A 26,459-nucleotide genomic window follows, 5' to 3' on the forward strand; every position below is an offset into this window, starting at 1 on the left:
ACTTGCCATCCTTCTTGTCAAGGTCGGCCAGCGTGTAGTTGATCGGCGGGAACTTGAAGCTTCCGTCTGCATTATTCTTTACCGTTTCCGTTGTCCCATCCGGCTTCGCCAGCACAAACGTGAACTCTTTGTCCTTCAGACCCCTATTCTCCAGTGTCTTTGTTCCGCCGAATGTAATCGTACTCTTCGCCCCGTATGTGTTTGTAAAGCTTGCCCCATCCGGTTTCTTGTCACATGCGACTTCGATGTTGCCATTTCCGTCATCATGAAGAGTCACTGTTACTTCATACTCACTACTGTCGTAAACGACGGTATTATCAGCTCCTGCCAACTCAGTGATCTTGTACGTCTTTGTTGTGTCTACATACTTGCCATCCTTCTTGTCAAGGTCGGCCAGCGTGTAGTTGATCGGCGGGAACTTGAAGCTTCCGTCTGCATTATTCTTTACCGTTTCCGTTGTCCCATCCGGCTTCGCCAGCACAAACGTGAACTCTTTGTCCTTCAGACCCCTATTCTCCAGTGTCTTTGTTCCGCCGAATGTAATCGTACTCTTCGCCCCGTATGTGTTTGTAAAGCTTGCCCCATCCGGTTTCTTGTCACATGCGACTTCGATGTTGCCATTTCCGTCATCATGAAGAGTCACTGTTACTTCATACTCACTACTGTCGTAAACGACGGTATTATCAGCTCCTGCCAACTCAGTGATCTTGTACGTCTTTGTCGTGTCTACATACTTGCCATCCTTCTTGTTAAGGTCGGCCAGCGTGTAGTTGATCGGCGGGAACTTGAAGCTTCCGTCTGCATTATTCTTTACCGTTTCCGTTGTCCCATCCGGCTTCGTCAGCACAAACGTGAACTCTTTGTCCTTCAGGCCCCTATTCTCCAGTGTCTTTGTTCCGCCGAATGTAATCTTGCCCTTCGCCTCGTATGTATCAGTAGTCGTATTATTAAATGCTACACTGCAACTCTCGTTTCCTTTTGCTAAAAATCCCTTGTCGTTGCATGACAACTTACTGACTTTGTACGTCGAATTTTGTTCATCTTTTTCGACAATAATTTGGATGTTATAGTTCTCTGGATCACAAGTATAACCATGAGGTACATCTTCCGTTACAGTAATATTGTATGTTCCTTCCTCAGTAAACTTTAGTTCTCCAAAGTCTATGGAACCATCCGGGCTATTTGTTACCGTTTTTGTGTTCGTTTCACCGGGAAATGGGTTTCCATGATCTGCCGTTATAATGAACCGAAACGCTGGTAAGTCCGTTTTCTTAACACCGTTAACAGTCTTCGATCCAGTGATAAACACAGATGCAGCCCCAGTTACAATCTTTCCTCCGAATGTAAATGAACTTTTGTGAAACTCTGCTCCAATATTAATTGTATTAGCAATGATTTCGCCATTCATATTCGAATTTGCGTTAACAGTCCCATTGGGAGCCAGAACTGTTCCAAATGAATGTTCTGTAAAAGAGACTTTCCCCGAAAATTCATTTTTAATACTGTCAGAGTTTGAATCAGATGAAAACAGATTGATTAATACATTTTTCTTTGTCCATTTGCCAACTACTTCACCCGTCGTCTGCTCTTCGCCATTTATTGTTATCCCATGAATATATAATTCTTGAATGATCTCGTTCGTCTTCTTATTTCTTGTATCAATATTGATAATAATAACTTGTGATTTATCAGGATCGCTTGCCTTGATATCTATACCTTTCTTATCGCTTGCAAATAAAGAGCCATCCAGATTTATCACAGATACATCCGTCGAGTCACCGACATCGATACAGACGACACTATCACTACTCTTCTCCGTGTTTATTGTTGCATTACAGTCTTGATAGCCTGCTATCCTTTTTTCAAGTGAAATGGCCTGTTTCTTCATTGAAGAATCCCGATCAGAATCCAAATCAAGGAACTTAGTATTGCTAGCCTCTTTCCAAACGATAGTTCCCTGATTTGAATTGTAATCATTCGTTACACCGTTGCCAGGATTAATTTGTAAACTCCAATTAACGCCATCTCCATCTTTGTATTGATAATCATTCTGCCCGTTTGAAACCACTACATCCTTTCCTAAAACAAGCACTGATCCGTTATACTGACTATTGTCACTCTGGGCAGTTAAATTATATTGTCCATTGATTGATTCCCCAATATATGATAGTTCACCTTCCGTCCGATGATTCGTTCCAAACGTTGTTCCGCCACTAAGATGCTTCGTCGCAAGATTCGAATTAACATGATTGCCCTTTGTATTGATTGAGTCAAATCCAACAAGCCCGAAATTGGCAAGTATTCCTAATTCGCCTTTGAGTTTATAATAGTCAAACCTTTGACCATCGTTTACGTTTACATTATTCTCTGCATTCTCAAAAGTGACTCCCTCTTTAATTTGATCTGGCTCTTTCGGTCTCAGTTTGTTATTCCCCGGGTCCTTTTCATCGCAACGAATTAAAAACGCATATGGGGAAAAACTCTCTGCCGAGAATGCGGCGCGTTCTGCGGCGACAGAGACGTTTGCCGCGATTTCAGTTGCACCGCCTGCGAGGTGGACGACTGCAACGTCATTTGCGGAATCCGCCCCGATGGAGGAAAGCTGTCCGTTCTTGAACTTGAAGGCAACATGGACAAGGCCGTTGTCGGGTTCGACTTCTCCAGCCTTCTGGCCATCCTTTTCCGGTACAGCAAAGTGAATATCGTAGACAATGGCATCTTCGTTGGAATAGGTGACACCATCCGGTGCCAGAGTATTCAGCTGGTTCAGGTAAGCCGATGTTGATACCCTGCTGACCTGAAGACTTGCGTCATCCGGAAGCACATCCGGGTTGTCGATGGTTGCAACGACGTATACGTCGGAATCGGAATAGGTATAGGTAGTGACTGTATTAACTGACTTCTCCGTTTCCGCTTCTGTTTCTTCTTCAGTGAGGGCTTCCGTCATAGCCTCGGATGCAGCCTCGCTCGCCGCTTCTGTCTCGGAAGAGGTTTCAGATTCAGAAGCTGTCTCGGTCTCCTTCACGGATTCTGTACTTGCTGCAATTTCCGTCTCGGACTCTTTCACGTCTGCAGTCGTCTCAGACTCAGCCGCCTTCTCCGTCTCGACCTTGTTCATCGTGACGCGGACAACCGTGTTGTCCGTCTGGATGCCTTCGATGATGTATTCGTTTTCATTATGCGTATTACGCGCATCCTTGGTGTCGTCAACCTTGACGGACGTGATGGCATACCCGGTCTCCGGAACGACCTTGAAGATGATCTTCCCGTCCCTGGCAGTTCCCTTCTGGTTCGTCACATCCTTGCCGTCGACATAGACTTTCGCGCCTTCTGCGACCGCAAAGGACACCACATTCTCGCGGACTTTCTCCGTTGAAGCAGTCTCAGAGGCCTTTGTTTCAGATTTGGGCGCAGCAGTCTCAGGCGTCTTCGTTTCCGGCGTCTTTGCCTCAGGTGCTGCGGTCTCAGGCGCTGCCGTCTCTGCCACCTTGGTTTCCGGTGCCGCTGTCTCCGGCGCTGTTGTCTCCGGCGCCTTTGTCTCAGGTGCTGCCGTCTCCGGTGCCTTTGTTTCCGGAGCTGCCGTCTCCGGCTGCGATGCCGGAGCGGCAGACTCTGTATTTTTTTCAGAAGCCGGTGTCTCTGTCTGCGCAGCGGAAGTTTCGGTCACTGGCTGTGGAACGGTCTCATCCGCCAGTACATAGGCTCCCTGCTGAACAACCATCACCACAACCAGAAGCATGGCCATGATCATCCTGTACAGGCTGTTTGATCTTTGCTTTTTCATACGAATCACACTCCCATTCTCTTACATTTCCACCCGGATAGCTGCCATCCTGACGCTTGTCTTTCGCTCCGGTATCGCAGTTTTTTTCCGAAAACGATTGCGTCTGCCAGAAAACAAAAAGAGCAACGGAATCAGATGCTCTATGCGGGCAACGTATAGCTGTTTATATTTTACTTCTCCTCTATTTAAGATCTCAATTGTAATGATATATAATTTTTCAGCAAAATTATGTCATCTATGACGAATTCGTTTTCGTGCAATTAAATAATCTTCAATATAAGCGAATCGTCATAGTAATTTTAACGATCTTTTATCTTCTTTAAGCTTTGTCAAGTCTCCTGCCTGACCTGAACAAAAAAAAGCTCCGGAACCCACATCCATGCGGCATTCCGGAGCATAAAAATAAGCGCGAAACGGGATTCGAACCCGCGACCTTCGCCTTGGCAAGGCGACGCTCCACCTCTGAGCCATTCGCGCACATCCTGTCATCTTGAAGCTTTTGTTTTTCACTCGCTCTTGACGACAAAATGAATGATACTACTTCTTCTCCTGCTTGTCAACCATATTATTGTTCGACTTTTTGGAAATATTTGAACTATTTACGGTCATCAGCCCTTCCGTCAAGTTCTACGGTACCGGAAGATGAACTCCGTCGTGCCGAGGCGCTCATTCAGCAGGTATTTTTGAAGAAGTCTGTAGTCCTGTCCCTCCTGCTGCGCTTCTAAGACGGCTTTCTCCAGCGTCTTCGGGCTTCTGGTTACGACCACCACAACGGCTTCCTCCGCAAGAAGCGCCGCTGCCTTGCGCAGAAAACGCTCCTCGAAGGGCGCGCTGCCCGCATCCTCTTCGACCCTGCTTCCCTCCTGGGGAAGCTCTGTGATCAGCTCATCAAATGCATACGCATGTGTAAAATCAAAGAAATTGCGGTTGATATAGTTGATGTGTCCGATCGTGCCGGTATTGACGCGCGCCTTCTCGATGGCCTCCCCGAAGGTATCGATCCCGTAGCAGGTTCCTGAAGGCAGGATCAGTTCCCGCTCGATCAGCAGCGTCCCGGTCCCGCAGAACGGATCGAGAACCTGTGCGTCCTCTTTCAGATACGGCCGCGCAAGTCTCAGGACAAGGGCGGCATTGACCGGTGACATGCTCTGGGCTGTGGATGCCTTCCGGTAGGCAAACCGCCTGTCCTTCAGCGTGAAAAGCTTCAGCATCGGCGCCAGCGTGCCATCTGAACGTTCAATCAGGCGCAGCTCGACCTCATAGTCGGTGTCATCGTTCTGGATTTTACCTTTTTCAAGCATGTCTAACCGCGCCGTCAGCCCCCGGATAAAGCTCCCCCGTTTCTCCATCAGAGCACGTTTTCCCTTCAGTTCTATGCGGTAGCAGTATGGTCCCTCCTCTCCTCCATGGAGGTACTTGAGATAGCCATAGACCTTCATCTCATGAAGGCACTCAGCTGCCTCCCGCTCCTGCGCAGGGACTGGCCGCGCCCCTGGGATCGGGAACAGCATCTCTGACCAGGTTCTGACCTGCATCAGCTCATCCAGGCTCCCGTCTTTGACAAAGACACCGCCCTTCAGCATTCGCACACTGCCCTTTTGAATCTGCTCTGCCGTCGCCGATACCTGGCAGCGGTTGCAGACTAATAGAAGCTCCGGCGCCGGGTCTGTCTTCGCATATGTATGGTGCTTCTTCTCTCCCACGTGTTCGATCATCCTGCGGATCTGACTGGCCTCCCCCGCAAGGTGCTTGTTGTTATCCCAGAGGCTGTGTTCCTGGCCGTCCTGATTGTGGTCAGCCTGCCCCTCTCCTGCCTCAATCTCCGCTAGACGCGCCCTAAGCTGCGGCAGAAAGGGCCTGTAGTCCAGATGCTCGACCGCCTTCAGGTAATCCTCGCGCACAAAGAGCGTCTTCTCCGTGCGCCAGGCCTCCATGATCGGAGCAAGGACATCCTCGTTCTCGGTCTGGCCGAGGATCAGCGCCGCATTCCGGCGGATCTTCGGATCCGGGTCCCTGAGAAGGCCCGAAAGAACAGAAAAATCGCCTCCGAGCAGAACCATAAACTTCCGCCGGAGGCTCTCGTCCCTGATCATCTGACGCACAGAGATCAGGCTCTGCCGAGCCTCATCTCCGCGGGTGATATTGTCATAGAGTTGCTTCAGACTGTTCTCAGCCATATATCCCTTTCCCGGCCTTATCGGGCTTCCCCGGCCCTCCCGGCCATTGCCGGATCGCCTCCGTCATGCCCGCTCTTGCTCGGTCTGATCCGGTCCAATCCCGCAGATTTCCAGCCTTCCCTGCAAATTCACATCGTTTCCGGCAGTGTGTATCATACACACTACCGGCCATCATTCCCCTTTTTAGCCCTCATCTGCCCTGGACTGGAACTCTTCTGCCTTTTTCTTCAGCGCATCCCACAGGCCGCTGTCAGAGGTCTCCGCCTCGATCTCTGTCTCCGTCCCGATCGAGTCAAGATATTCCTTCAGAACATCCTTCTCCGTCTGCCTGGAGAGCTCGGAGATCTTTTCACTCCTGGCATCATCGCACTCCTTCCGGTACGTCATGACGTCATCCTTGAACTTTTCCCAGTCATCCGGGTGCTCAACAAACCACTTCGGACAGTCCTTTCCCGTCACATCATAATGACGGATGATATCGTCACGCCCCAGTCCGTACTTTTCGGTCAGGTATGCGACAAGGTGAACATCCGACCAGTAGGTGGAGTCATTGAACTTACCGGTCGTGTCCTCATGGCAGTTCTCGATCGAAATCGAGTAGTAGTTCGCCTTGTTGGATGCCCAGGCGACTTCCCCATCCGGAACGCACTGGATGATCTCACCCTTCAGACCGATGACGTAGTTGGCGCTCATGTAGGTATCCTGGAGATCCTTGAGGCTCTCAAAGTAATCATGATTCTCCTGCGCCGTCGTCTTCGGATTGCCCAGGTAGTGGACGACAATCTTTTTAATTCCTTCCGTCGGAATCCCCGGTCTGGACCAGTCATTGATATCCAGAAGCTGCACATCGATATCCGGTTTCGGGACAGCCGGCCCCAGCCCGGCGGCCAGAGACGCCTCCGTCTGGTACGGAATCTTTGGCTTTTTCGCAAGCAGCTCCTCCACCTGAGGATCCTCCTTTGGAAGAAGGATGTAGAGCAGCCCTCCGATGAGCGCTACGATCTCAAAGAAAACAATCCAGAAGATCAGTCTTCCGACCTTCCGCTTCCTTTTTCGCCCGTTATTCGGTTGTTCATCCTCATAGCGATATTCATCATCGCCGTCCGTCTGGTACCAGTCGTCTCGTTTCATCCGTCCCGTCCGTAACCGAGCTTAGTTTACGTTATCCTCCACCGTATAGTTTGGCGCTTCCTTCGTGATATGGATATCATGAGGATGCGACTCTCTGAGCGCCGCGTTCGTGATCTTCACGAACCGACCCTCTCTTTTCAGGGTCTCTATATCCTTGCATCCGCAGTAGCCCATCCCGGACCTGAGGCCGCCCATCAGCTGGAAGATCGAGTCCTCGACAGAGCCCTTGTAGGCGACCCGTCCCTCGACCCCCTCCGGCACCAGCTTCTTCGCTCCGGACTGGAAATAACGGTCCTTGCTGCCGTTCTCCATCGCCGCAATGGACCCCATGCCTCGGTAGACCTTGTATTTTCTGCCCTGATAAAGCTCGAACTCGCCCGGCGCCTCATCACAGCCCGCAAACAGTGATCCCATCATGCAGACATTCGCCCCCGCAGCGATGGCCTTCGTGAGGTCGCCCGAGAACTTGATGCCGCCGTCCGCAATGATCGGGACACCGTACTTTGATGCCGCCTCATACGCGTTCATGACCGCTGTAATCTGAGGTACGCCGATCCCTGCGACGATTCTGGTCGTGCAGATGGAGCCCGGTCCGATTCCGACCTTGACACAGTCCGCACCGGCCTTGATCAGAGCCTCCGTGCCCTCTGCCGTCGCGACATTGCCTGCGATGACCTGCAGATCCGGATAAGCCTCCTTGATCATGTTCACGACGCGAAGAACATTCGCGGAGTGGCCGTGTGCCGAATCGACAACTACAACGTCCACATGTGCCTTCACCAGCTCGCCGACGCGGTCCAGTACGTCCGCCGTCACGCCGACCCCTGCGCCTGCAAGCAGCCTGCCCTTGGCATCCTTGGCACTGTTGGGATACTTGATCTGCTTCTCGATGTCCTTGATGGTGATAAGCCCCTTCAGATGGCCTTCCTTGTCGATGATCGGAAGCTTTTCCTTGCGTGCCTGTCCGAGGATCTTCTTGGCTTCCTCAAGCGTGATACCTTCCTGCGCGGTGACCAGGTTCTCGGACGTCATGTCCTGGGCAATCTTCCGGGTGAAATCCTCCTGGAACTTGAGATCGCGGTTCGTGATGATGCCGACCAGCTTTCCTTCCGTATCCACGATCGGAACACCGGAGATGCGGTACTTTCTCATCAGGTCTTCGGCTTCCTGAAGGGTATTGTCCGGCCCGAGCGAGAAGGGATCTGTAATGACGCCGTACTCGGAACGCTTGACCTTGTCGACTTCTTCCGCCTGCGCTTCGATCGACATGTTCTTGTGGATGATGCCGATTCCGCCCTGGCGTGCCATGGCGATGGCCATGCGGTGTTCCGTCACCGTATCCATGCCGGCGCTCATGACAGGAATGTTGAGTTTGATCGTCTTTGTCAGGTTTGTCGTGAGGTCGATCTGGTTCGGAATCACTTCCGAATAGGATGGAACCAGCAGCACGTCATCAAATGTAATACCCTCTCCAACTATTTTGCCCAAAGCAGTCTCCTTTCCTGAAGCATACCTGATGCAGTCCAAAGCCGGGAACAGTCCCGCAAAAAGATTTCAAAAATTATAGCAGACCAGGACATCTCCCGCAAGGGACAGACTTCCATGAAAAAGTTTCCTGTGCGGTACAAAATAACAGCAGTTGCACGAAATACACCTGAGACAGCTTACTGCAGAAAAACCTTCTGAGGCGAATACCGGCGCATGTCCTGCACAACCTCGTCCGGAAGCTCCAGGATCAGCATCTTCTGATCAGAACCGTCCCCATAGACCAGCGTCCAGGTCTTCACATTCGACTCCCGGCTCGAATAATCGAGCACCTTGATTCCCTGACGGTTCTGATAACCGTCCAGATGCGCACTTCCGGTCGGTGCCATGACGACAAGTGAGCTGTTGTCATAGGAGCCCTTTCTCTTCCGGGTACTCTTGCTGTAAATCTCATCGATGTCGATGTCCCCGTTCACGTAGAGGTACTCATACTCCACGCTGAACCGCGGGAAGATCAGCCAGATCTCCAGAAACAGCAGGACGATCCCGCCCAGCATGACAAGCGGCTGAACAAACAGCATGCCTGCCGCAAACACCAGCACCGCCGCCGCGATCAGAAGCCCTTTCTTCAGCGCGTTGGTCTGGGAAGGCCTTGGTTTCACCATGATTTCCTTGTATAAGTCGTTCATTTGTTGTCCGCTCCTTTGAGGTAATGAAGATAGGTGAGCGCCATGTCCTCATGGCGCGCGTTACTCACAATGCCAAAGTAGACCTTCTGATTGATCGGATACCAGGCATAATCGGACAAGACGCCTGAGTCGTCGACCCGGATCCCGTAGATCTGCTCACCCTCGGATGGTGTTGAATGGATTTCAGCTGCCTGACCTGATGACGCTTCCGTCCCGGTGTCTGTCTCCGGCAGGCTCTCTGATTTTGCCGGTGCTGCCATCCCGCTATCTGATTCGGCTTCTGTATTCGCTGCTGTTTTGGCTTCTGCTTCGGCGGCTTCTGTTCCGGGTTCCGTCTGGTTCTGCAGACTGCTCAGAGTGGTGATCGTGCGGACGGTGCTCTCACCCTCAGGGTCCAGCGTGCCAGCTTCCGATGCATCCTGCTCAGACAGCGCCTGAAGATCCGGTGCGGAAGCATAGGCCAGATCCCCGGCCTTTCCGTACGTCTCAATCTCATCCGGACTCAGGACATCATCCAGGCTCATCAGCATTCCTCGCTGCTGGATATAGGAGAAGGCATAGTCCGGGACGAGCACAACATCCAGTGTCCCGGAGGAAACCTGAACCTGAAGCTTGACGTCTGCCACCTGCTCCGCCTGCGTGACAGCACCCGGATGCAGATCGATGGAGAGATCGAAGGAAAGCGCTTCATGTTTCTTCAGCCCGCCGATATAAGAGGAAAAGTCCTTCTGCATCTGATCGCCGGCCGCGTTGTAGTCTGCCGACAGGGCACTGACCTGAAGAAGCGTCTTCGTCATCAGTCCCTTCACAATTGTCACCGCGATGTTGACCGCGACAATCGCAATAGCCAGAAACACCAGCCACACCTTGTAGTAATCCCAGAGGTACTGGAGCCTCTTCTTTCCGTGCAGAGAAGCGATCTTCTGCCGCTCCTGCCTTCGCTTTTCCCGCTGCTCCTCTTTCTCCTGCTGCCGCTCCAGCTTCTTCTCTTCATCTGTCATAGACACATCATCCTTCGGTGTATTTAGCCATTATTATAAAGTTGCAGAGCCGCTTTTTCAACCACTTGCATGAACAGGACAGCCTGCTCTGCCACTCTGGTACTCTTTCGGTTACACATATCCGGAAGCAAAAAAAGATCCTCCGCCCTGACGGAATGCCAAGACGGAGGATCTTTCTATCTCAATGCTGTGTAAATGATTCAGCTTCCGTATCAGACAACTCTGCAGGCTGCAACCGGGGTCATCCAGTTCAGGCTGCCGTAGCAGATACCGGACTTGCTGTTTGCCGCGTGGACGATGGAGCCGCCGCCGACATAGATCGCGACATGATCAATCTCTCCACCTGTGCTGCTGAAGAAAACAAGGTCGCCAGGCGCCAGGCTGTCGATTGAAACCTGTGTGCCGCAGGACAGCTGGGATGCTGCATAATGCGGAAGAGAAACGCCAAAGTTTGCGAAAACAGCCATCGTGAATCCGGAGCAGTCAGCGCCGCTCGTCAGGCTTGTGCCGCCCCATACGTACGGATTGCCGACAAACTGGGATGCATATGCCACAACGGCAGATCCCGTTGCAGAAGCTGCCGGAGCTGATGCCTCGGTCTGAGGTGCCTCTGTCTCCTGCGGCTGAGGCGCTTCCGTCTGCGGAGCATCGGTCTGCGCTGCTGTCTCCTGCGTCTGAGGAGCCTCAGTCTGCGCCGCGGTTTCCTGCGTCTGAGCCGCTGTCTCCTGTGTCTGAGAAGCGTCTGTCTGCGCTGCCGTCTCCTGCGTCTGAGAAGCCTCCGTCTGCGCTGCTGTCTCCTGCACCTGAGAAGCGTCTGTCTGTGCTGCTGTCTCCTGTGTCTGAGAAGCATCTGCCGGCGCTGCCGTCTCGCCGCTTTGGTCTGCAGAAGCATCCGTCGAGTCTGATGCAGCATCTGCCGCCTGCTCAGCCTGCTTCTCAGCTTCTGTATCACTCATCATCTGATCGATGGTCTTTGCCGTCGGATAATCGGTCTTCTCCTCGACATAATCCTTGGAAACATAACCGTAGGTGTCGGAATCCAGGGCAACCTTGAACCAGTTTCCCTCGTCAGCAACGATCTCAGCTTCTGCCCCCTCATCCAGGGAAGCAACGACATCCGATCCCTCATCCGCCTGAGAGCGGACGTTCAGGGAAACGGCGTTGTTGACCGCATAATTGTAAGCGACCGTCGGAGCGATCGCCGCTGCCTCATCGCCGGTCTTGATCAGCCATGCTGCCACATATCCTTCCACATCGCCGGACTTGATCTTGTACCAGCCGTCATCCTCGACGCTCTCGATGATCGCGGAATCATGATTCTTCAGGATTCCGATCACTTCGCCGCTGTCGGTGCTCGGTTCTGTGCGGACATTCACATAGTACGCTTCGTCACACTCTGCAAATGCCAGCGATCCGGTCACATCAGATGCTGCCTCAGTCTCCGGTGCGGTATCCTCGGCATAGACAGCTGCGCTGTTCGCAAAAAGAAGCCCTGCTGTCAGGCAGAATGCTGTAGCTCTTGCCAATCCTCTTTTCATGTTTCTCTTACCTCCTGGCACTGTGATGGTTCATCCATCCCCCGGTCGGTGTCACGTACTCAACTATATGGTGGATAAAGGATTCCGGAAGCCTTGCGGCTTCAATGCCTTACCAGCTGCCCCAGATCGGAAGCCCTTTATCAAACTGTTACTACTATAAAAGCAACTTGTGTCAATCCTGTGAAGATGTAACAACTTGTTAAAGGTTTTAACACAAATATTTCAAGAATGCAAGCACATTTTGTAACAAAAAAAGACCGGGGGGACTGTTCCTTTGTCCATCCCGGTCTTTCCTGTGAAATAGATTGATATTCCTGACTGTTTCAGAAACCGTTCCCGCATGCCTGTATGCAGCGGCATGCCGGTCAGCTGCGTTCCCTGATCAGTTTCTTGATCTCCTCCACGGTCGGCATGACCTTCAGTGCGCCCTTCCGCGTCGTGACGATGGAGGCTGCCGCATTGCCTGTCACAAGCAGCTCCCGCAGCTTTTCCTCGTCAAAGCCGTCCAGGCCGTATTTCAGCACAAAGTGAAGGATGGTTGCGCAGAAGGTATCGCCGGCACCGGTCGTCTCGATCGTCTTCTCCTGTAAAAACGGCGCCGCTTCGACACGCAGTCCCTTGTAGTAGGCGCGGCTGCCGTCTCTGCCCATCGTGATCAGCACCAGCGGAATCTGGTACTTGTCGATCAGCATCTGCGCACCCTTGTCGTAGTCAGTCGTCCCGCACATGAACTCAACCTCGTTGTCCGAGATCTTCAGAACGTCGCACTTCGAAAGACCATACTCGATCTCTCTCTTCGCGTCGTCGAGCGACCTCCAGAGCGGCGGTCTGAGATTCGGATCGAAGGTGATGACATCGCCGGCTTTCTTCGCCACATCGATGGCATAGCGGGTTGCCTCGCGCACGCCCTCATCTGTCGAGGACAGAGTTCCGAAGTGGAAGATCTTTGATTCCTCAATCAGCTTTTCGTCTACATCCGCCTTTGTCAGCATCATGTCCGCACCGGGATTTCTATAGAAGGAAAAGTCCCGGTCTCCGTTCTCAAATGTATGAACAAACGCGAGTGTCGTATGGACGACCGGATCGGTCTTCAGTCCCCTTGTGTCGATCCCGACGCTTTTCACTGCCTCCGTCAGCATCCGTCCGAACATATCATCGCCGACCTTGCCGATGAAGGCGGTCTTCCTGCCATAGTTCTGGAGCATCGACAGAACATTGCAGGGCGCTCCGCCCGGATTCGCCTCCAGAAGCGGATTTCCCTGACTGCTCAGTCCATTCTCCGTAAAATCGATGAGCAGCTCTCCGAGAGCTGTCACGTCTACTGTCTTTGCCATCTCCCATCCTCCTTGAAAGTACATCCATATCCGGCATGCTGCCTTACGCTGCCTCTGGAGCCGGGTGCCCTCTCCGGTACGCTGCCGGATGCTGTCCTTCCCGGCGTGCTGCCAGAAGCCATATGCGATCAGTATACCATGGAATTACAGGGTCAGGTCATATTTTGTAATGTTCATGGAGACGGCGCCCTCGCTGCTGAACGAGATGCCGTCTGCGTCCTGCTCCGTGTACAGATTCACCGTCATCACCTGCTCCCCGTCGTTGAAGAACGCCTCTGCCGAGAATCTGTCGAGAATCAGGCGGATCTTCAGGTGATTTCCCGGCCGGCGCAGCTGCATCCTCCTCTGGTGAATGATTGCGCGTCTGGAGCCGGAGAACTTGCGGTCGATCTTCACGATCCCCTCCTCCGGATGGAAGCTGAGGGTTGTGTAATATCTGCCCTTTGACGCGAAACGCACCTGGAACTTCCGGAAACCGGCCGTCTCATCTGCAGGCGCAATGTCCATGATCAGCTCTGTCTGCCGTCCGGATATGCCTTCAAGCTCCGTATCACCATCAACATAGACATGTTCATAGGCGACCTTGCCGGTCCTCAGCGTCTCGATTTCCCTGACCGGATTTTCATACAGATGCCCGTCCCGGATGCTGAGCTCCCTTGGCAGCGTCATCTGCCCGAACCACGTCGTCGGCTCCAGCCGGTAGCCGGGTGTCGTATCCCAGTTCTGCATCCAGGCGATCATGATCCGACGTCCGTCCGGCGCAAGGATCGTCTGCGTCGCATAGAAATCGATGCCATAGTCAATCGTCTGGTTCTTCTGCGGGGTAAAGGTTCCTGTCTGACTGTCGTAATCCCCGATCAGACAGAGCGTCCCGTTGCCGTTATGGTACTCAAACCCCTCCGGGAGCATGTCCATCGGAGAAGTCAGGAGCACCCATTTGCCGTCGAGCTGGAAGAACTCAGGGCATTCCCAGACACTGCCGAAGCGCCCATTGTTCCGGATCAGGACCTTTCCGCGGCTCCATTTCTGCCCGTCCAGACTCGAGAACATGACAATCCGCGCATCCCGCTCATGGTTGGCACAGCAGGTGACCATCCGGTATGTCCCGTCCTTCTCCTGCCAGATCTTCGGATCGCGGAACTCATACTTATTCGCTCCCTCCGGCAGGTTTTCAACCGTCAGGATCGGATTGGCGTCGATCTTCTCATAGTTCAGCCCGTCCCCGATCGCAACGCACTGCCGCTGCAGGCCGCGGCAGACCCCCTGCTCGTCCAGCTCGCGGACAACACCGGTATAGATCAGCATCTGCCGTCCGTCCGGCATCGTCATGGCAGATCCGGAGAAGCAGCCGTCCTTGTCGTATGCCTCATCCGGCGCCAGCGCCGCAGGAAGATACTGCCAGTGAAGCAGATCATCCGACACTGCATGGCCCCAGTGCATCGGTCCCCAGACCGTATCGTACGGATTGTACTGATAGAACAGATGATACTGTCCCTTGTACCAGGAAAATCCGTTCGGATCGTTCATCCAGCCCACCCGCGAGGACAGGTGGAAATGAGGCCGCGCATCCGCAGGGATGCGGCTTCCCATCTCTTCTTCATACTTTCTTGCGTCTTCCAGTATTTTGCTCACGTCTCTCTCCTGTCCGGCCTTCCTGCCTCATACTGTCATCTGCCTTACTCTTCTCCTGCCTTCGGCTGCTCCAGATACCATCTGTATCCGTACGGCTCCAGCTGGTCTCCAAGCTCCTTCATCGTCTTCCCGGAGAACAGATCGACATACCGCTCCGCCTCGTCATCCGGCATGGTCCAGAAGTGCTGGGTCTGTTCGCTGAAATTGAAGTATGCCCTCAGATGCTGGTCCATTCCGAGATACCGCAGAATTCCGAGCACAGAGCGGCTCCCGGTCTCCATCGTCTCGACACCGGCCTGGCCTGAGAAGATGGCATGCGCTGCACGCAGTTTCTCCATCGTCCTGAGTGCATTGAAGATCCGCATCGAGATTGGGTCCTTCTTCTCAACCTTCTCCCATGGGAACTTTCCTCTGTGGAGATATCTGGAGTCCGCCCATTTCTCTGGATCCTTCTTATATGTATAGTCATTGAGCTGTCCGATCTCATCTCCGGAATAGATGACCGGGATGCCGCTCTGTGTGAACAGCCACGCGTGCAGCATCAGGATGCAGGCAATCGCCTTCTCCTCCTTTGCCTTGTCCTTCTCATAGAGCGCCGCCTCCAGCCCGCACAGGGATGCGGTCGTCCCGCAGAGTCTCGCGTCTCCAAGCTTCGGATCGTCGTTGTACAGCTCGCCCCTGCTGTCGCTGCCATACCAGCGCCCCGTCAGGTAATCATTCAGATACTTCTTGTGCGCGACCTGGTCGATCCCGAACTGTTTGAGCCAGTCATAGTCCAGCCCCCATCCGATGTCATCATGGCATCTGAGATAGTTCTGGAACACATAGTCCTTCGGAAGTCCGGCCACCTGATCTGCCTGGCGCTTCAACAGCCCGACATCGCGCGTGGCGATTGTATTCCAGGTGCTGGCCATCGTCGTAACATTGTAGAGGATGTGACACTCCGGCTTTTCGACCGTCCCGAAATACGGCACGACCTTGGACGGCTCCATGACAACCTCGCCCAGAAGCAGGACGCCCGGACAGACGACCTCTGTGATGATTCGCATCATCCGGACGATTGTGTGAACCTGCGGCAGGTTCCGGCAGTTGGTACCGAGCTGCTTCCATATATAAGGAACGGCGTCCAGTCTCATGACGTCGATACCGCGGTTTGCCAGATACAGCATGTTGGCGGTCATGTCGTTGAAGACCATGCAGTTGCCATAGTTCAGATCCCACTGGTATGGGTAGAATGTCGTCATGACGACCTGCTTGCAGTCGTCCAGCCAGGTAAAGTTTCCCGGAGCTGTCGTCGGAAAGACTTCCGGCATCGTCCGCTCGAACTGGTTCGGGATGTCCCAGTTGTCATAGAAGAAATACCGGCTTCTTGCTGCCATGTCACCCTGACGCGCCAGCTTCGCCCAGATGTGCTCCTCGCTGGTGTGGTTCATGACAAAATCGAGGGCGACCGAGATCCCGGCGTTGTGGCAGTCCTCCGTCAGTTCCTCGAGATCCTTCATCGTCCCGAGCTCCGGCTTCACCTTCCGGAAGTCTGCGACCGCGTACCCGCCGTCATCCTTTCCTTTTGGGCTGTCCAGCAGAGGCATCAGATGCAGGTAGTTCACACCGCAGTCCTTGATATAATCCAGCCTGCTGCGGACACCCTGAAGGTTGCCGCCAAACAGGTTCGAGTACATCATCATGCCCAGCAGTCCGTTGCCCTTGTACCAGTCCGGGTTCTTTTCTCTCTGGCGGTCGAGCTTCTTCAGGCTGCTCTTTCTTTCGGAATAATAGTCCCACATCGCCGACGTCAGCCAGTCCAGCGCCTGATAATCCTCCCCGTAGAGCGAAAAATACAGCCATTTCAGCTCGTCATAGCGATGATCGAACCGTTCCTTGAATTCCTTGTTCCATCCTGATTCATCAAACATACACTGTTCTCCTGTACATGAAAACAGGCGCAGCGAACGCACCACCTTGTACGTTCTGCCGCGCCCGTGTTGTCAGCTGTTATCCCTTGACTGCTCCGGAGGTGACACCTGCGACGATGTACTTCTGAAGGAAGACGTACAGGATCAGGATCGGCAGCATTGCCATCAGCAGAGCCGCCAGGATCAGTCCGATATCGGTCGAGAAGGTTCCGTAGAAGACCTGTGTCGCGATCGGGATCGTGTACAGGCTCTTGTCTGTCAGGACAAGGCTCGGAAGCAGGTAGTCATTCCAGAATGCCATCGCATCGATGATCGCGACCGTTGCGGTCGTCGGCGTCAACAGCGGATAAACCACCTTCCAGAAGGTCTGCCACCTGGTACAGCCGTCGATCAGCGCCGCCTCCTCCAGCTCCAGCGGGATGTTCGTGTGAATCGCCCCGTGATAGAGGAATGTCGCCATCGAAAGTGAGAATCCGGTATGCATCAGAATCAGTGTCAGCCTGTGATTCAGGACATTCAGAAGGCCGCCGTAGAAGGATACGAGCGGAACCATCAGAACCTGGAACGGGATGACCATGGACGCAATCATCATCGTGAACAGCAGCGTGCAGGCTTTCCACTTGTTCCGGACGAGCACGAACGCACACATCGCGGAAAGCAGAAGCGTCAGCACCGTCGAGCTGAGGGTGATGATCAGAGAGTTCCCGAACACTCTCCAGAAGTGCATCTTCTTCATAGCCTTCGGGAAGTTCTTCGTCGTGAAGCCATGCTTGCCGATCAGTGCCAGCGGATGAGAATTGATATCCGCCTTGGTCTTGAAGACGTTGATCACGACCATGATGAACGGGAACACAATCATAACAAAGAGGATCAGCAGGACGATCCACATGATGATCTTCGTGATCTTCCTGTTGCGGGCTGCTCTCTCGTTCTCAGACATTACGCACCCACCTCCCCTTTTCTTCCGATCTGAACCTGAAGGACGCCGACGACAGCGCAGACGATGAACAGGATCAGAGCCTCAGCCTGGCCGACACCGTAGTTCTTGTAGGTGAATGCCTGGTTGTAAACGTGCATCGCAGCGAGTACCGAAGAGTTGAACGGCTCGCCCTTTGTCAGGGACAGGTTCACATCGTAGACCATGAAGCATCTGGTGATGGTCAGGAACAGGCACTCGACAAATGAAGCCCGCATCAGCGGAACGATGACCTTCCAGGTTGCCTGGCTCTTGGTGCAGCCGTCGATCTCGGAAGCCTCAATCAGAGACTTCGGGACGCTCATGAAGCCTGCCACATAGATCAGCATCATATACCCTGCGTACTGCCAGACCGACACGATGATCAGGCAGGTGATTGCTCCGGCGGGCGTTGCCAGCCATGAGGTCTCCATGAAGCCGATATGGAGGGACTTTCCGATCGTGACGAACGCGCGGTTGAAAACGAACTTCCAGACGTAACCTAAGACGATACCGCCGATCAGGTTCGGAATGAAGAAGCCTGCACGGAAGAAGTTCTGTCCCTTGATGCCGCTTGTCACAAGATAAGCGAGGAAGAATGCAAGCACATTGACAAGGACGACTGAGATCGCGGAGTAAAGGACTGTCTTTCCCATCGCTGTCCAGAACGCTGTGTCAGAGAATGCCGCCGCATAGTTGGATAACCCGACGAACGGCTTTGCTCTTGAGACACCGTCCCAGCTTGTGAATGTCAGATACAGACCGTAGATGAACGGAATGATGATGACACCGATGAAAAGCACGGTCGGAATGCCCGCGAACATGAGGAACTGCCGTACCTTGTACGACATCGTATTTCTTTTCATGTTCTCTCTCCCATCAGATATGAAAGCCGGGAGGTATCGGGATCAGATCTGCCGATACCTCCTGCTTACCGGATCCGGTCTCCCGGGAAACTTTCCCGGAAAGCCGGATCATTCCTGAAACATTCTTAAAGAGGAATCAACTTCGGATGATTACTCAGCCTCCGTAGCCGCTTCGGTTCCGGCTGCTGCACCGCCTGCGACTGCCGGATCAGCGAGGGTTGCACCCTGCCAGTATGCCTCGACTTCCTTTGCCAGCTCTGCGCGGTCGATCTCGCCTGCGAGGTACTTCTGCATGGAAGCGCCGCATACAGAGAAGTGATCGTCCGGATCATAGTTGTAGTTTGCAATCAGCTTGTCATCATCAGCATAGGACTTGACGGACTTTCCAAGCGGGTCGCTGACATCCAGTGTGTTGGTCTTAAATGCCGGTACCAGTGCGCAGGTGTTGACCAGGAAATCCTTGCCATCGTCCGTGTTAACCAGCCAGTTGAGCCAGTCCTCTGCCTGCTTCTGAAGATCTTCAGATACAGAGTTGTCGATGAAGAAGTACTTGGAACCGCCGCCGACAAGCTTCTCGTTGGAGCCGTCGTCCGTGTTCTGCGGAACCGGCATCATGCCCATGTTCTCACTGTAGTCATATGCGTTGATGACGGACCAGTCCCAGTTGCCGCCGAACATGAATGCGATCTCGCCTTCCGCCAGCTTCTGCTCGGTTGTCTCACGCTCTGCAGCGATCGGTGCGTCCTTTGCGTAGTTGTACTTCATCAGGACATCGAAGGTGTCCATCAGAGAGTTGAACTTCTCATCCTTCGCCAGATCAACCGTTCCATCGTGAAGACCCTTGATGAATCCGGACGGATCCTCGCGCTCCTCATAAACCTCCTGCAGATAGTGCGCTGCAAGCGACCAGTCTTCCTTCATGATGCCGGTCGGAGCTTCCATGCCGCCGTCCACCAGTTTCTGGCAGAGTGCATCGAAATCATCCAGGGTCTTGACAGATGCCGGATCAAAGTCCTCACCGGTGATCTTCTTGATTGCATCCGCGTTGTAGATGACACCGCGCGCCTCGATGGAGACCGGGAAGCCCATCACCTTGCCGTCGATGCTGATGATCTGGCTTGAATCCTTCACCCACGGCTGGTCGGAAAGATCAAGTGCGTGATCCGGCCCGAGGCTGTAGATATCCTTCGCATCGACCATGGACAGTACATACGGATCCTTGGAAGCATACTTTGTAGAAAGATGCGCTGCCACTGTATCCTGAGAATAGTAGACTTCCATATCGACATCGTTCTCATCCGAATAGTCGGAAGCCATATCCTCCATCTGTTCCTCGATCTCACTCTTGGAGTTGAACACTGAAAGCTCATCTGCCAGAACCGGCGTCGCTCCCAGAGTCGCTGCAAGAATCGTTGCCATAACAGCTGCTGTTCTTCTTCTCATGTTTTCCCTCCATGATGATTTTGAAAAGCAGGAACTGAAAGTTCCTTGTCCCTTAAGCTGGTTTCACTGTATCACCGACTGTATGATATGTCAACCGTTTAACATGTTTGAAATTGTATTTCGTGACATATTGACAGTTTTTACACGTTTTTATTGTGTATAATGACCATAGCTCTATGAAAAATCCCTTGTTTTTGCTTGTTCATAACTTGTTCAATTGTGTTATTCGTTTATCATATTTGACGTAATTTCAGATTGTTTACAGTCTGTATACTTTCTGTTGGGCACAGTCATCCGGTGGGAACGTTTCCATTGCGCAAAATTTTAAAAGCGCCTGCCATCGGGAATTTCCCATGGCAGACGCCCTCATATACTCGTACTCTCATATTTTAACCAGCCCGCCGGTACAGGACGGGAAGGCGTTCTATTATGCACCTGATAACGTGGGTCAGGTTGTCCCTCTGCTCACCAGAGAGACATGAAAGATCGTCCTGGCCGGGACGAAATCCCCATTGTTTTTCTTGTCGATCAGGTCGATGCACATCTCCGCCATCTCCTTCACCGGCTGGTGGATCGTCGTGATCTTCGGCATCGTCAGCTCCGACAGGAGCGTGTCATCATATCCGATGATCTTCAGCCTGTCCGGGGTGCTGATGCCCAGCTCCGCCGCCGCCTGGATGGCCTCCGCTGCAATTACATCGCTGCCGCAGAACAGACCGTCAATCCCCTCATTCTGCTTCAGGAACTTGAGGATGTCCGGATAGTAGCCGGAGTCGATCGTCCGCTCCGGCGGAAAGTCCAGCGCGACCGTCTCGATTTCCTGCTGCCTGCAGGCTTCCAGAAACCCCTCTTTCCGGGTATCCGCCGGCATCCCGACCCGGGAGGTTCCGCTCAGGCACCCAATCCTCCGGCATCCCTTTGCAATCAGCTCCAGCGCCGCCATCCGGCCGCCCTCGTGGTTGTCGCAGAGAACGCAGGCATCACTCGAATCCAGGTACCGCTCATAACTGACGAGCGGAAAGCCAAGGTTATTGAAGGTCTGTGTCCGCACCGTATCGGAGCAGATGATCAGTCCCGCAACCCGGTTGCTCCTGCAGGCTTCAACAAACTTCTTCTCCTGGTCATCGATGCCGTAAGCACAGAACAGCAGAATCTTGTATTCCCGCTCGTACGCCGCACGCTCAAGACAGCTGATCAGCTTGGCAAAATACGGATGTTCGATGCTCGGCATGATGAGGCCAATCGTACTGGTCTTCTGCTTGGACAGGGAGCGCGCCACCTCGTTTGGCTGGTAATTCAGCCGCTCCATCGCCGCGTAGACACTTTGCCTTGTCTCCTCACTGATATAGCCTCTGTTGTTCAGAACTCGCGAGACCGTCCCGACCGAAAGGCCGGCAGCCTTCGCAACATCCTTCAGAGTCGCCATATAAAACCTCCCTGACTGTTCCTTTTTCCATCTATACGGATCGTTCCGCCTTTGATCTGGTCAGAAGCCGCATGGTTGTCCCTTCCAGAAGGCCGTTCTGTACTTAGTTAAACATGTTATACGCATAACATATAGTATCGCTGCAGAATCCTTCTGTCAACGGTGTAATCGGAAAAAGTATCCGGAGAATATGGCATCCTCATGTCATCTTTGATCCCGCATCGTGTTCCTGAATTCTGAAAGATCCGGGGCCAAGCGCCGAGACGATCTGTTTTTTATATGAGAGAAATGCCGGCGTCAGGCTGAAATCGCTCGCTCTCGGACGCTTCTGAGCAATCTCGATCTCGTCCGTGATCTGCCCCGGCGAGCCGGACAGGATGTAGATCCGGTCTGACAGGACAATGGCCTCGTCGATATCATGGGTGATGAAAAGAGTGGAGAGGCTGATCTTCTGCATGATATCCAGATACCAGTCATGGATGGCGCTTTTCGTGATCGTGTCGAGGGCGCTGAACGGCTCGTCCAGAAGCGCAACGCCCTCCGAGGACAGATAGGTCCGAAGCAGCGCTGCCCGCTGCCGCATGCCCCCGGAAAGCTGGGCGGGATATTCGAACTCAGTCCCGGCGAGTCCGAATTGTTCAAAGTAAGCTGCCGCCGTCTCACGCGCTTTCTGCTTCTTCATTCCGCGTATCGTCAGAGGGAGCGCGACATTATCGATGATCCGCTTGTACGGAAGGAGCAGATCCTTCTGAAGCATATAGCTGATCTTTCCAGGCTGCCCGGTGATCTCTCTTCCGTTAAGCATCACTCTTCCGCTGTCCGGCCGGCTCAGTCCTGACAGGATGTGAAACAGCGTGGTCTTGCCGACACCGCTTACCCCGAGCAGGCAGACAATCTCCTGTTCATTCAGACGGACATTGATATCCCGGATGATCGTCCGCTCTCCATATGATTTTGTGATGTGAGCCGCGCTCAGTACCTCTGTCATGTTCTGTCCCCTGCTTACTGCGGCAGATAATCGTTCGTGAAGCCGGTGCCGGTCAGATCCTTCTCAATCAGCTTGTTGTCGTAGAGCCACTTGTAGAAGGCATTCCATCTGTCTGCATCGATGACGCCCCAGGAAGAAGCATCCGCAATGTACTGATCCGCCATGTAGGCCTGGCTCTTTTTGACAAGCTCCTCGGAGCCCTTCAGCGAGCCGGTATTGTCGGAATCAATCAGGATCTGCGCCGCCTCATCCGGATGCTCCACGGCATACTCATACCCCTTCGCCGTCGCCTTCAGGAAGGTCTTCGCGGCGTCCGCATGTTCCTTCAAAAAGTCGTTGTTGGCAATGATAACCGGCGTATAGTAGTCGAAAGACGGCTCGATGTCCTTGAAGTAGAAGAAATCGCAAGGCACACCCTCCACCTCAGAATTCAGATATCCCCAGCCGTAGAAGACCCAGATCGCATCTGTCTGCTTCGCCGCAAGCGCCGCCGGCTCGTCCGTGATGTCGTTGGGAATCATCTTCACCTTGTCAAAATCTCCACCGTCCTTCTCGACGACATACTTCATCATCGCCTGTTCGGTCGGCAGATCCCAGGTGGAGTAAGTGTGCCCCTCCAGTCCCTTCGGCCTGTCAAGCCCCTCGCCCTTCCGGCTCATGATTCCGGAAGTGTTGTGCTGCAGAATCGCTGCAACCGCCGTCACCGGAAATGGATTTTCCTGTGTCCACGCGCCTGTGATGGTGTCCTGCGCGTCGACCGCAAACTGCGCCTGACCAGAAGCGCACATCTGGACAGCTCCATTTTCAGGCGGCTGAACAACCTCGACATCCAGCCCCGCTTCCTTGTAATATCCCTTCTCCTGTGCGACGAAGATGCCCGTATGATTGGTGTTCGGCGTCCAGTCCAGGCAGAAGGTAATCTTTCCGGCATCCCCGAAGTTCTGCTCCTTCTCTGTCGCCACCTCTGTTCCGCCTGCCAGTGCCGCCGATGACAGCAGCATCGCCGCTGCCGCTGCTGCACTCAGTACACTGGTGATTTTTCCGTATCTCATATCTCTCTCCTCTTTCTGTTCAGATTGATGATGCCATATCCCCTTGGCATCCTTGTTTGGCACAGCCCGCAACACCGCCCTTGTGCGCCTAGACAGCGTGCATGTTCTCCGGCATCCCGGTTTTGTCACAGTCCGCGGCGCCCCCTTATGCGCATGACAGGCATGCCCTCCGGCATTCCGGGTTGTCAGCACAGTCCTTCCGTTTTTCTGTCAGCTGCGTTCCTCCTGCACCCGTTCCCACGGCATGACGGCCCGGCGCAGCAGGTTGACCGCTGCAATCAGAAGCAGCGAGATGATCACGATCAGAATAATGACCGCAAACATCTTGTCGAACGAATAGGCTTTCCGAACCCTTGTCATGTAAACGCCGAGTCCCCTGAAGCCGCCCAGCCACTCCGCAACGACTGCCCCGACGACGGAGTAGGAGGCGGATATCTTCAGTCCCGAGAAGAACTGTCCGAGCGCGGACGGCACCTTGATCTGCAGAAAAATCTGCCGCCTTCCCGCTCCCATCGAGCGCATCAGGTCGACCGCATCCTGATCGACCCCCGAGAATCCGTCCAGCAGTCCGACCGCTATCGGGAAAAATGTCGTGATCACAACCAGCGTGATCTTCGGCGCCATGCCAAAGCCCATCCAGAGAACAAGGATCGGTGCGATGGCCACGGTTGGAATCGTCTGCGTGACGACCATAACGGGGTAAAGTGCCCGCCTGCAGGTAATGAACCGGTCCATCAGTACTGCAATCAGAAACGCCAGAACAATTCCGATCAGAAGGCCCAGGATCGCCTCCGCAAGGGACACACCGCTGTGGTACATCAGCATCGGGAAGTCAGAGACAAATGCCTTCACAACCGCGACCGGCGAAGGCAGCATGTAGTTCGGCACAATCCCGCCCTCTGTCAGCACCAGCCAGACAGCCGCAATCGCCAGGAGATTCAGCACCGCCGGCGCATGTTTCTGAAACCCTGCTCTGGCATCTCTCCCCTTCCTGCTGTTTTCATGCTCTGGCATTTGAATTCGCCCCATCTTTTTACTCTGCGTCCTTGTGATACTTTCCGATCTTCTGATCAATCGTCAGAACCTCTCCTTCCGGGCGATAATTGATCTTGACATACGCGCTGACCGACTTGCAGCCTGCCTTGATGGCGATCTTCTGGCAGTTCTTGACGACCTCCATCAGCTGATCGTAATCCTCTCCCTCGATGGCTGTCTCACACGGCCCGACATAATAATTGAGCCCGGTAGATGCGATGTAGGCAATCACCTCATCTACAATCCGGCAAACCTCCTGATCCGAATCCACCGCCGGCAGCACCTGAATGGCAACACTTGACTTCATATCTCAAATACCTCCTATAAAAAATGGTTGGTGATCACCTGTCTGACATGCATGCGCGTGAATCTTGCACGCCTTCCGCTTCTCTCCAGCCGAAAAAAAGCGCCCGGCTGGTCTGCCGGGCGCACAAAACTGCACACTTTTGTCTTCCTGCGCTGGCATTATCCAACAGGTTCTAGGGTCAAAGACAACTGTCTTACTCTCAGCCTTGCGGCTCCCCTGACAATGAACAAATTGATTATAAGATAACCCTCCGAAAAGTCAACCTCAGATGTTATGCACGCCGCGGTTCTCGTCGCCTTCCTCGTTCACACCGAACTGGTAGTCATTGCCGGGCAGGATGGCGTTCAGAAGGATGCCTGCAATCGCCGCGATCGCAAGCGCTGTCAGCGTCACCGTCGCGCCGCCAACATGGAACGTGATCCCGCTCTGGAAGCCCAGCCCGCTGACGAAGATCACCGCGCAGATGATCAGGTTGCGGGACTTTGTCAGATCGACCTTGTTCTCCACAATGTTCCGGACACCGATGGCGGAGATCATGCCATAGAGCATGAAGGAAACGCCGCCGATGATCGAAGCCGGCATCGTTCCGATCAGATCAGACAGCTTCGGAATGAAGCTGATGATGACCGCGTAGACTGCCGCAAGGCGGATCACGCGCGGGTCATAGACCTTCGAAAGCTCCAGGACACCTGTATTCTCACCGTATGTCGTATTCGCAGGACCGCCGAACAGACCGGCTACAGAGGTTGCAAGTCCGTCGCCAAGCAGGGTTCTGTGAAGCCCCGGATCCGCAAGATAATTATTGCCGGTTGTTGCGGAGATCGCGGAGATATCCCCGACATGCTCCATCATGGTCGCAATGGAGATCGGCGCCATCACCAGAATCGCCGTGATGTCAAATTTCGGCAGCTGGAAATGCGGCAGTCCGATCCATGCGGCCTTGCTCACCTCTGTGAAATTCAGGATTGCGGAGCCGTCCGGATTTGTCACCCCGCAGGCATGGAGAATCAGCGCCACGCCATAGGAGATCAGGACGCCCATCAGGATCGGAATGATTCTGAACATGCCCTTTCCCCAGATGTTGAAGATGACGATGACCGCAAGCGCGATCAGGGCAAGTCCCCAGTTTGTCTTCGCATTATTGATCGCGGAACCTGCCAGAGAAAGGCCGATGCAGATGATGACCGGACCCGTCACGACGGGCGGAAGGAAATGCATGACTCTCTTCACCCCGACTGCCTTGATGATCAGGGCCACGACCAGATAGATCAGGCCGGCGACCACGATTCCGCCGCAGGCATAGGCTGCCTTGTCATTGGCGCTCATGCCCTTATAAATTCCGTCGTTCAGGTTGGCGATGGTTGAGAAGCCGCCCAGGAACGCAAAAGATGACCCGAGAAATGCCGGGACCTTCATCTTCGCGCAGACGTGGAAGATCAGGGTTCCGATGCCGGCGCAGAACAGCGTCACAGCAACGGTCAGGCCTGTTGTCGGTGCCTCCCCGACCGCATCCTTGAAATAGCTGGCAATCAGAATCGGAACCAGAATTGTCGCTCCAAACATCGCAAACATATGCTGAAGACCCAGAATCAGCATCTTGGGAACACCAAGGGTTCTGGCATCCCTGATCGGACCGGCTGGCTGCTGTTTTTTCTCCATACTCATATCCTCCTTCTTCTCCTCTTCCCCAACAGCATACAGAC

The 26,459-nt window shown here is 53.6% G+C and carries 19 protein-coding genes, 1 tRNA gene and 1 riboswitch; all 20 genes read right to left on the reverse strand.

Features of this window, described 5'->3' with window-relative positions; translation table 11 throughout:
- Positions 1 to 3,784 (reverse strand): Spy0128 family protein (locus ACTQ1N_RS10055; RefSeq protein WP_441956626.1); only part of this gene is annotated, 3,784 nt, incomplete at its 3' end.
- A 405-nt stretch (positions 3,785 to 4,189) separates the two neighbouring features.
- Positions 4,190 to 4,261: transfer RNA gene (locus ACTQ1N_RS10060), tRNA-Gly, on the reverse strand.
- Positions 4,262 to 4,404: 143 nt separating this feature from the next.
- Positions 4,405 to 5,961, reverse strand: a complete 1,557-nt coding sequence (locus tag ACTQ1N_RS10065) for a HEAT repeat domain-containing protein (RefSeq protein ID WP_441956627.1) — start codon at positions 5,959 to 5,961, stop codon at positions 4,405 to 4,407.
- Positions 5,962 to 6,144: 183 nt separating this feature from the next.
- Complete coding sequence (locus ACTQ1N_RS10070) at positions 6,145 to 7,092, reverse strand: peptidoglycan recognition protein family protein (protein WP_441956628.1); 948 nt, start codon at positions 7,090 to 7,092, stop codon at positions 6,145 to 6,147.
- Positions 7,093 to 7,113: 21 nt separating this feature from the next.
- Entirely contained in the window at positions 7,114 to 8,580 is a 1,467-nt protein-coding gene (guaB, locus tag ACTQ1N_RS10075) for an IMP dehydrogenase (RefSeq protein ID WP_441956629.1), read from the reverse strand.
- 176 nt (positions 8,581 to 8,756) lie between these two features.
- A complete protein-coding gene (locus ACTQ1N_RS10080; protein WP_441956630.1) occupies positions 8,757 to 9,266 on the reverse strand; it encodes a DUF6106 family protein in 510 nt (169 codons plus the stop codon).
- On the reverse strand, positions 9,263 to 10,267 hold the full coding sequence (locus tag ACTQ1N_RS10085) for a hypothetical protein (protein WP_441956631.1): 1,005 nt from the start codon (positions 10,265 to 10,267) through the stop codon (positions 9,263 to 9,265). The genes ACTQ1N_RS10080 and ACTQ1N_RS10085 overlap by 4 nt, the downstream gene beginning before the upstream one ends.
- Positions 10,268 to 10,479: 212 nt before the next feature.
- On the reverse strand, positions 10,480 to 11,805 hold the full coding sequence (locus ACTQ1N_RS10090; RefSeq protein WP_441956632.1) for a C40 family peptidase: 1,326 nt from the start codon (positions 11,803 to 11,805) through the stop codon (positions 10,480 to 10,482).
- Positions 11,806 to 12,170: 365 nt separating this feature from the next.
- On the reverse strand, positions 12,171 to 13,139 hold the full coding sequence (locus tag ACTQ1N_RS10095) for a carbohydrate kinase family protein (RefSeq protein WP_441956633.1): 969 nt from the start codon (positions 13,137 to 13,139) through the stop codon (positions 12,171 to 12,173).
- 144 nt (positions 13,140 to 13,283) lie between these two features.
- A complete protein-coding gene (locus ACTQ1N_RS10100) occupies positions 13,284 to 14,771 on the reverse strand; it encodes a glycoside hydrolase family 32 protein (RefSeq protein WP_441956634.1) in 1,488 nt (495 codons plus the stop codon).
- Between the two features lie 44 nt (positions 14,772 to 14,815).
- Positions 14,816 to 16,684, reverse strand: coding sequence for an amylosucrase (locus ACTQ1N_RS10105; protein ID WP_441956635.1), 1,869 nt, complete (start codon positions 16,682 to 16,684; stop codon positions 14,816 to 14,818).
- Positions 16,685 to 16,763: 79 nt separating this feature from the next.
- Positions 16,764 to 17,624: a carbohydrate ABC transporter permease gene (locus ACTQ1N_RS10110; RefSeq protein ID WP_441956636.1), complete on the reverse strand. Its 861-nt coding sequence runs from the start codon at positions 17,622 to 17,624 to the stop codon at positions 16,764 to 16,766.
- Positions 17,624 to 18,505 carry a carbohydrate ABC transporter permease gene (locus ACTQ1N_RS10115; RefSeq protein ID WP_441956637.1) on the reverse strand — a complete coding sequence of 294 codons (882 nt, stop codon included), beginning with the start codon at positions 18,503 to 18,505 and terminating at the stop codon, positions 17,624 to 17,626. The genes ACTQ1N_RS10110 and ACTQ1N_RS10115 overlap by 1 nt, the downstream gene beginning before the upstream one ends.
- 150 nt (positions 18,506 to 18,655) lie before the next feature.
- Entirely contained in the window at positions 18,656 to 19,948 is a 1,293-nt protein-coding gene (locus tag ACTQ1N_RS10120) for an ABC transporter substrate-binding protein (protein WP_441956638.1), read from the reverse strand.
- A 448-nt stretch (positions 19,949 to 20,396) separates the two neighbouring features.
- Positions 20,397 to 21,374, reverse strand: a complete 978-nt coding sequence (locus ACTQ1N_RS10125; protein ID WP_441956639.1) for a LacI family DNA-binding transcriptional regulator — start codon at positions 21,372 to 21,374, stop codon at positions 20,397 to 20,399.
- A 199-nt stretch (positions 21,375 to 21,573) separates the two neighbouring features.
- Entirely contained in the window at positions 21,574 to 22,362 is a 789-nt protein-coding gene (locus ACTQ1N_RS10130; RefSeq protein ID WP_441956640.1) for an ABC transporter ATP-binding protein, read from the reverse strand.
- A gap of 14 nt (positions 22,363 to 22,376) precedes the next feature.
- Positions 22,377 to 23,414, reverse strand: coding sequence for an ABC transporter substrate-binding protein (locus ACTQ1N_RS10135; RefSeq protein ID WP_441956641.1), 1,038 nt, complete (start codon positions 23,412 to 23,414; stop codon positions 22,377 to 22,379).
- A gap of 210 nt (positions 23,415 to 23,624) precedes the next feature.
- Positions 23,625 to 24,290, reverse strand: coding sequence for an ABC transporter permease (locus ACTQ1N_RS10140; RefSeq protein ID WP_441956662.1), 666 nt, complete (start codon positions 24,288 to 24,290; stop codon positions 23,625 to 23,627).
- 157 nt (positions 24,291 to 24,447) lie between these two features.
- Complete coding sequence (locus tag ACTQ1N_RS10145; RefSeq protein WP_441956642.1) at positions 24,448 to 24,756, reverse strand: thiamine-binding protein; 309 nt, start codon at positions 24,754 to 24,756, stop codon at positions 24,448 to 24,450.
- A 127-nt stretch (positions 24,757 to 24,883) separates the two neighbouring features.
- Positions 24,884 to 24,984: riboswitch (TPP riboswitch) on the reverse strand.
- Positions 24,985 to 25,020: 36 nt separating this feature from the next.
- Positions 25,021 to 26,415, reverse strand: a complete 1,395-nt coding sequence (locus tag ACTQ1N_RS10150; protein ID WP_441956643.1) for a uracil-xanthine permease family protein — start codon at positions 26,413 to 26,415, stop codon at positions 25,021 to 25,023.
- Positions 26,416 to 26,459 lie beyond the last annotated feature (44 nt).

Source organism: Porcincola sp. LCP21S3_C12 (assembly GCF_052118625.1).
Classification (GTDB): domain Bacteria; phylum Bacillota; class Clostridia; order Lachnospirales; family Lachnospiraceae; genus Porcincola.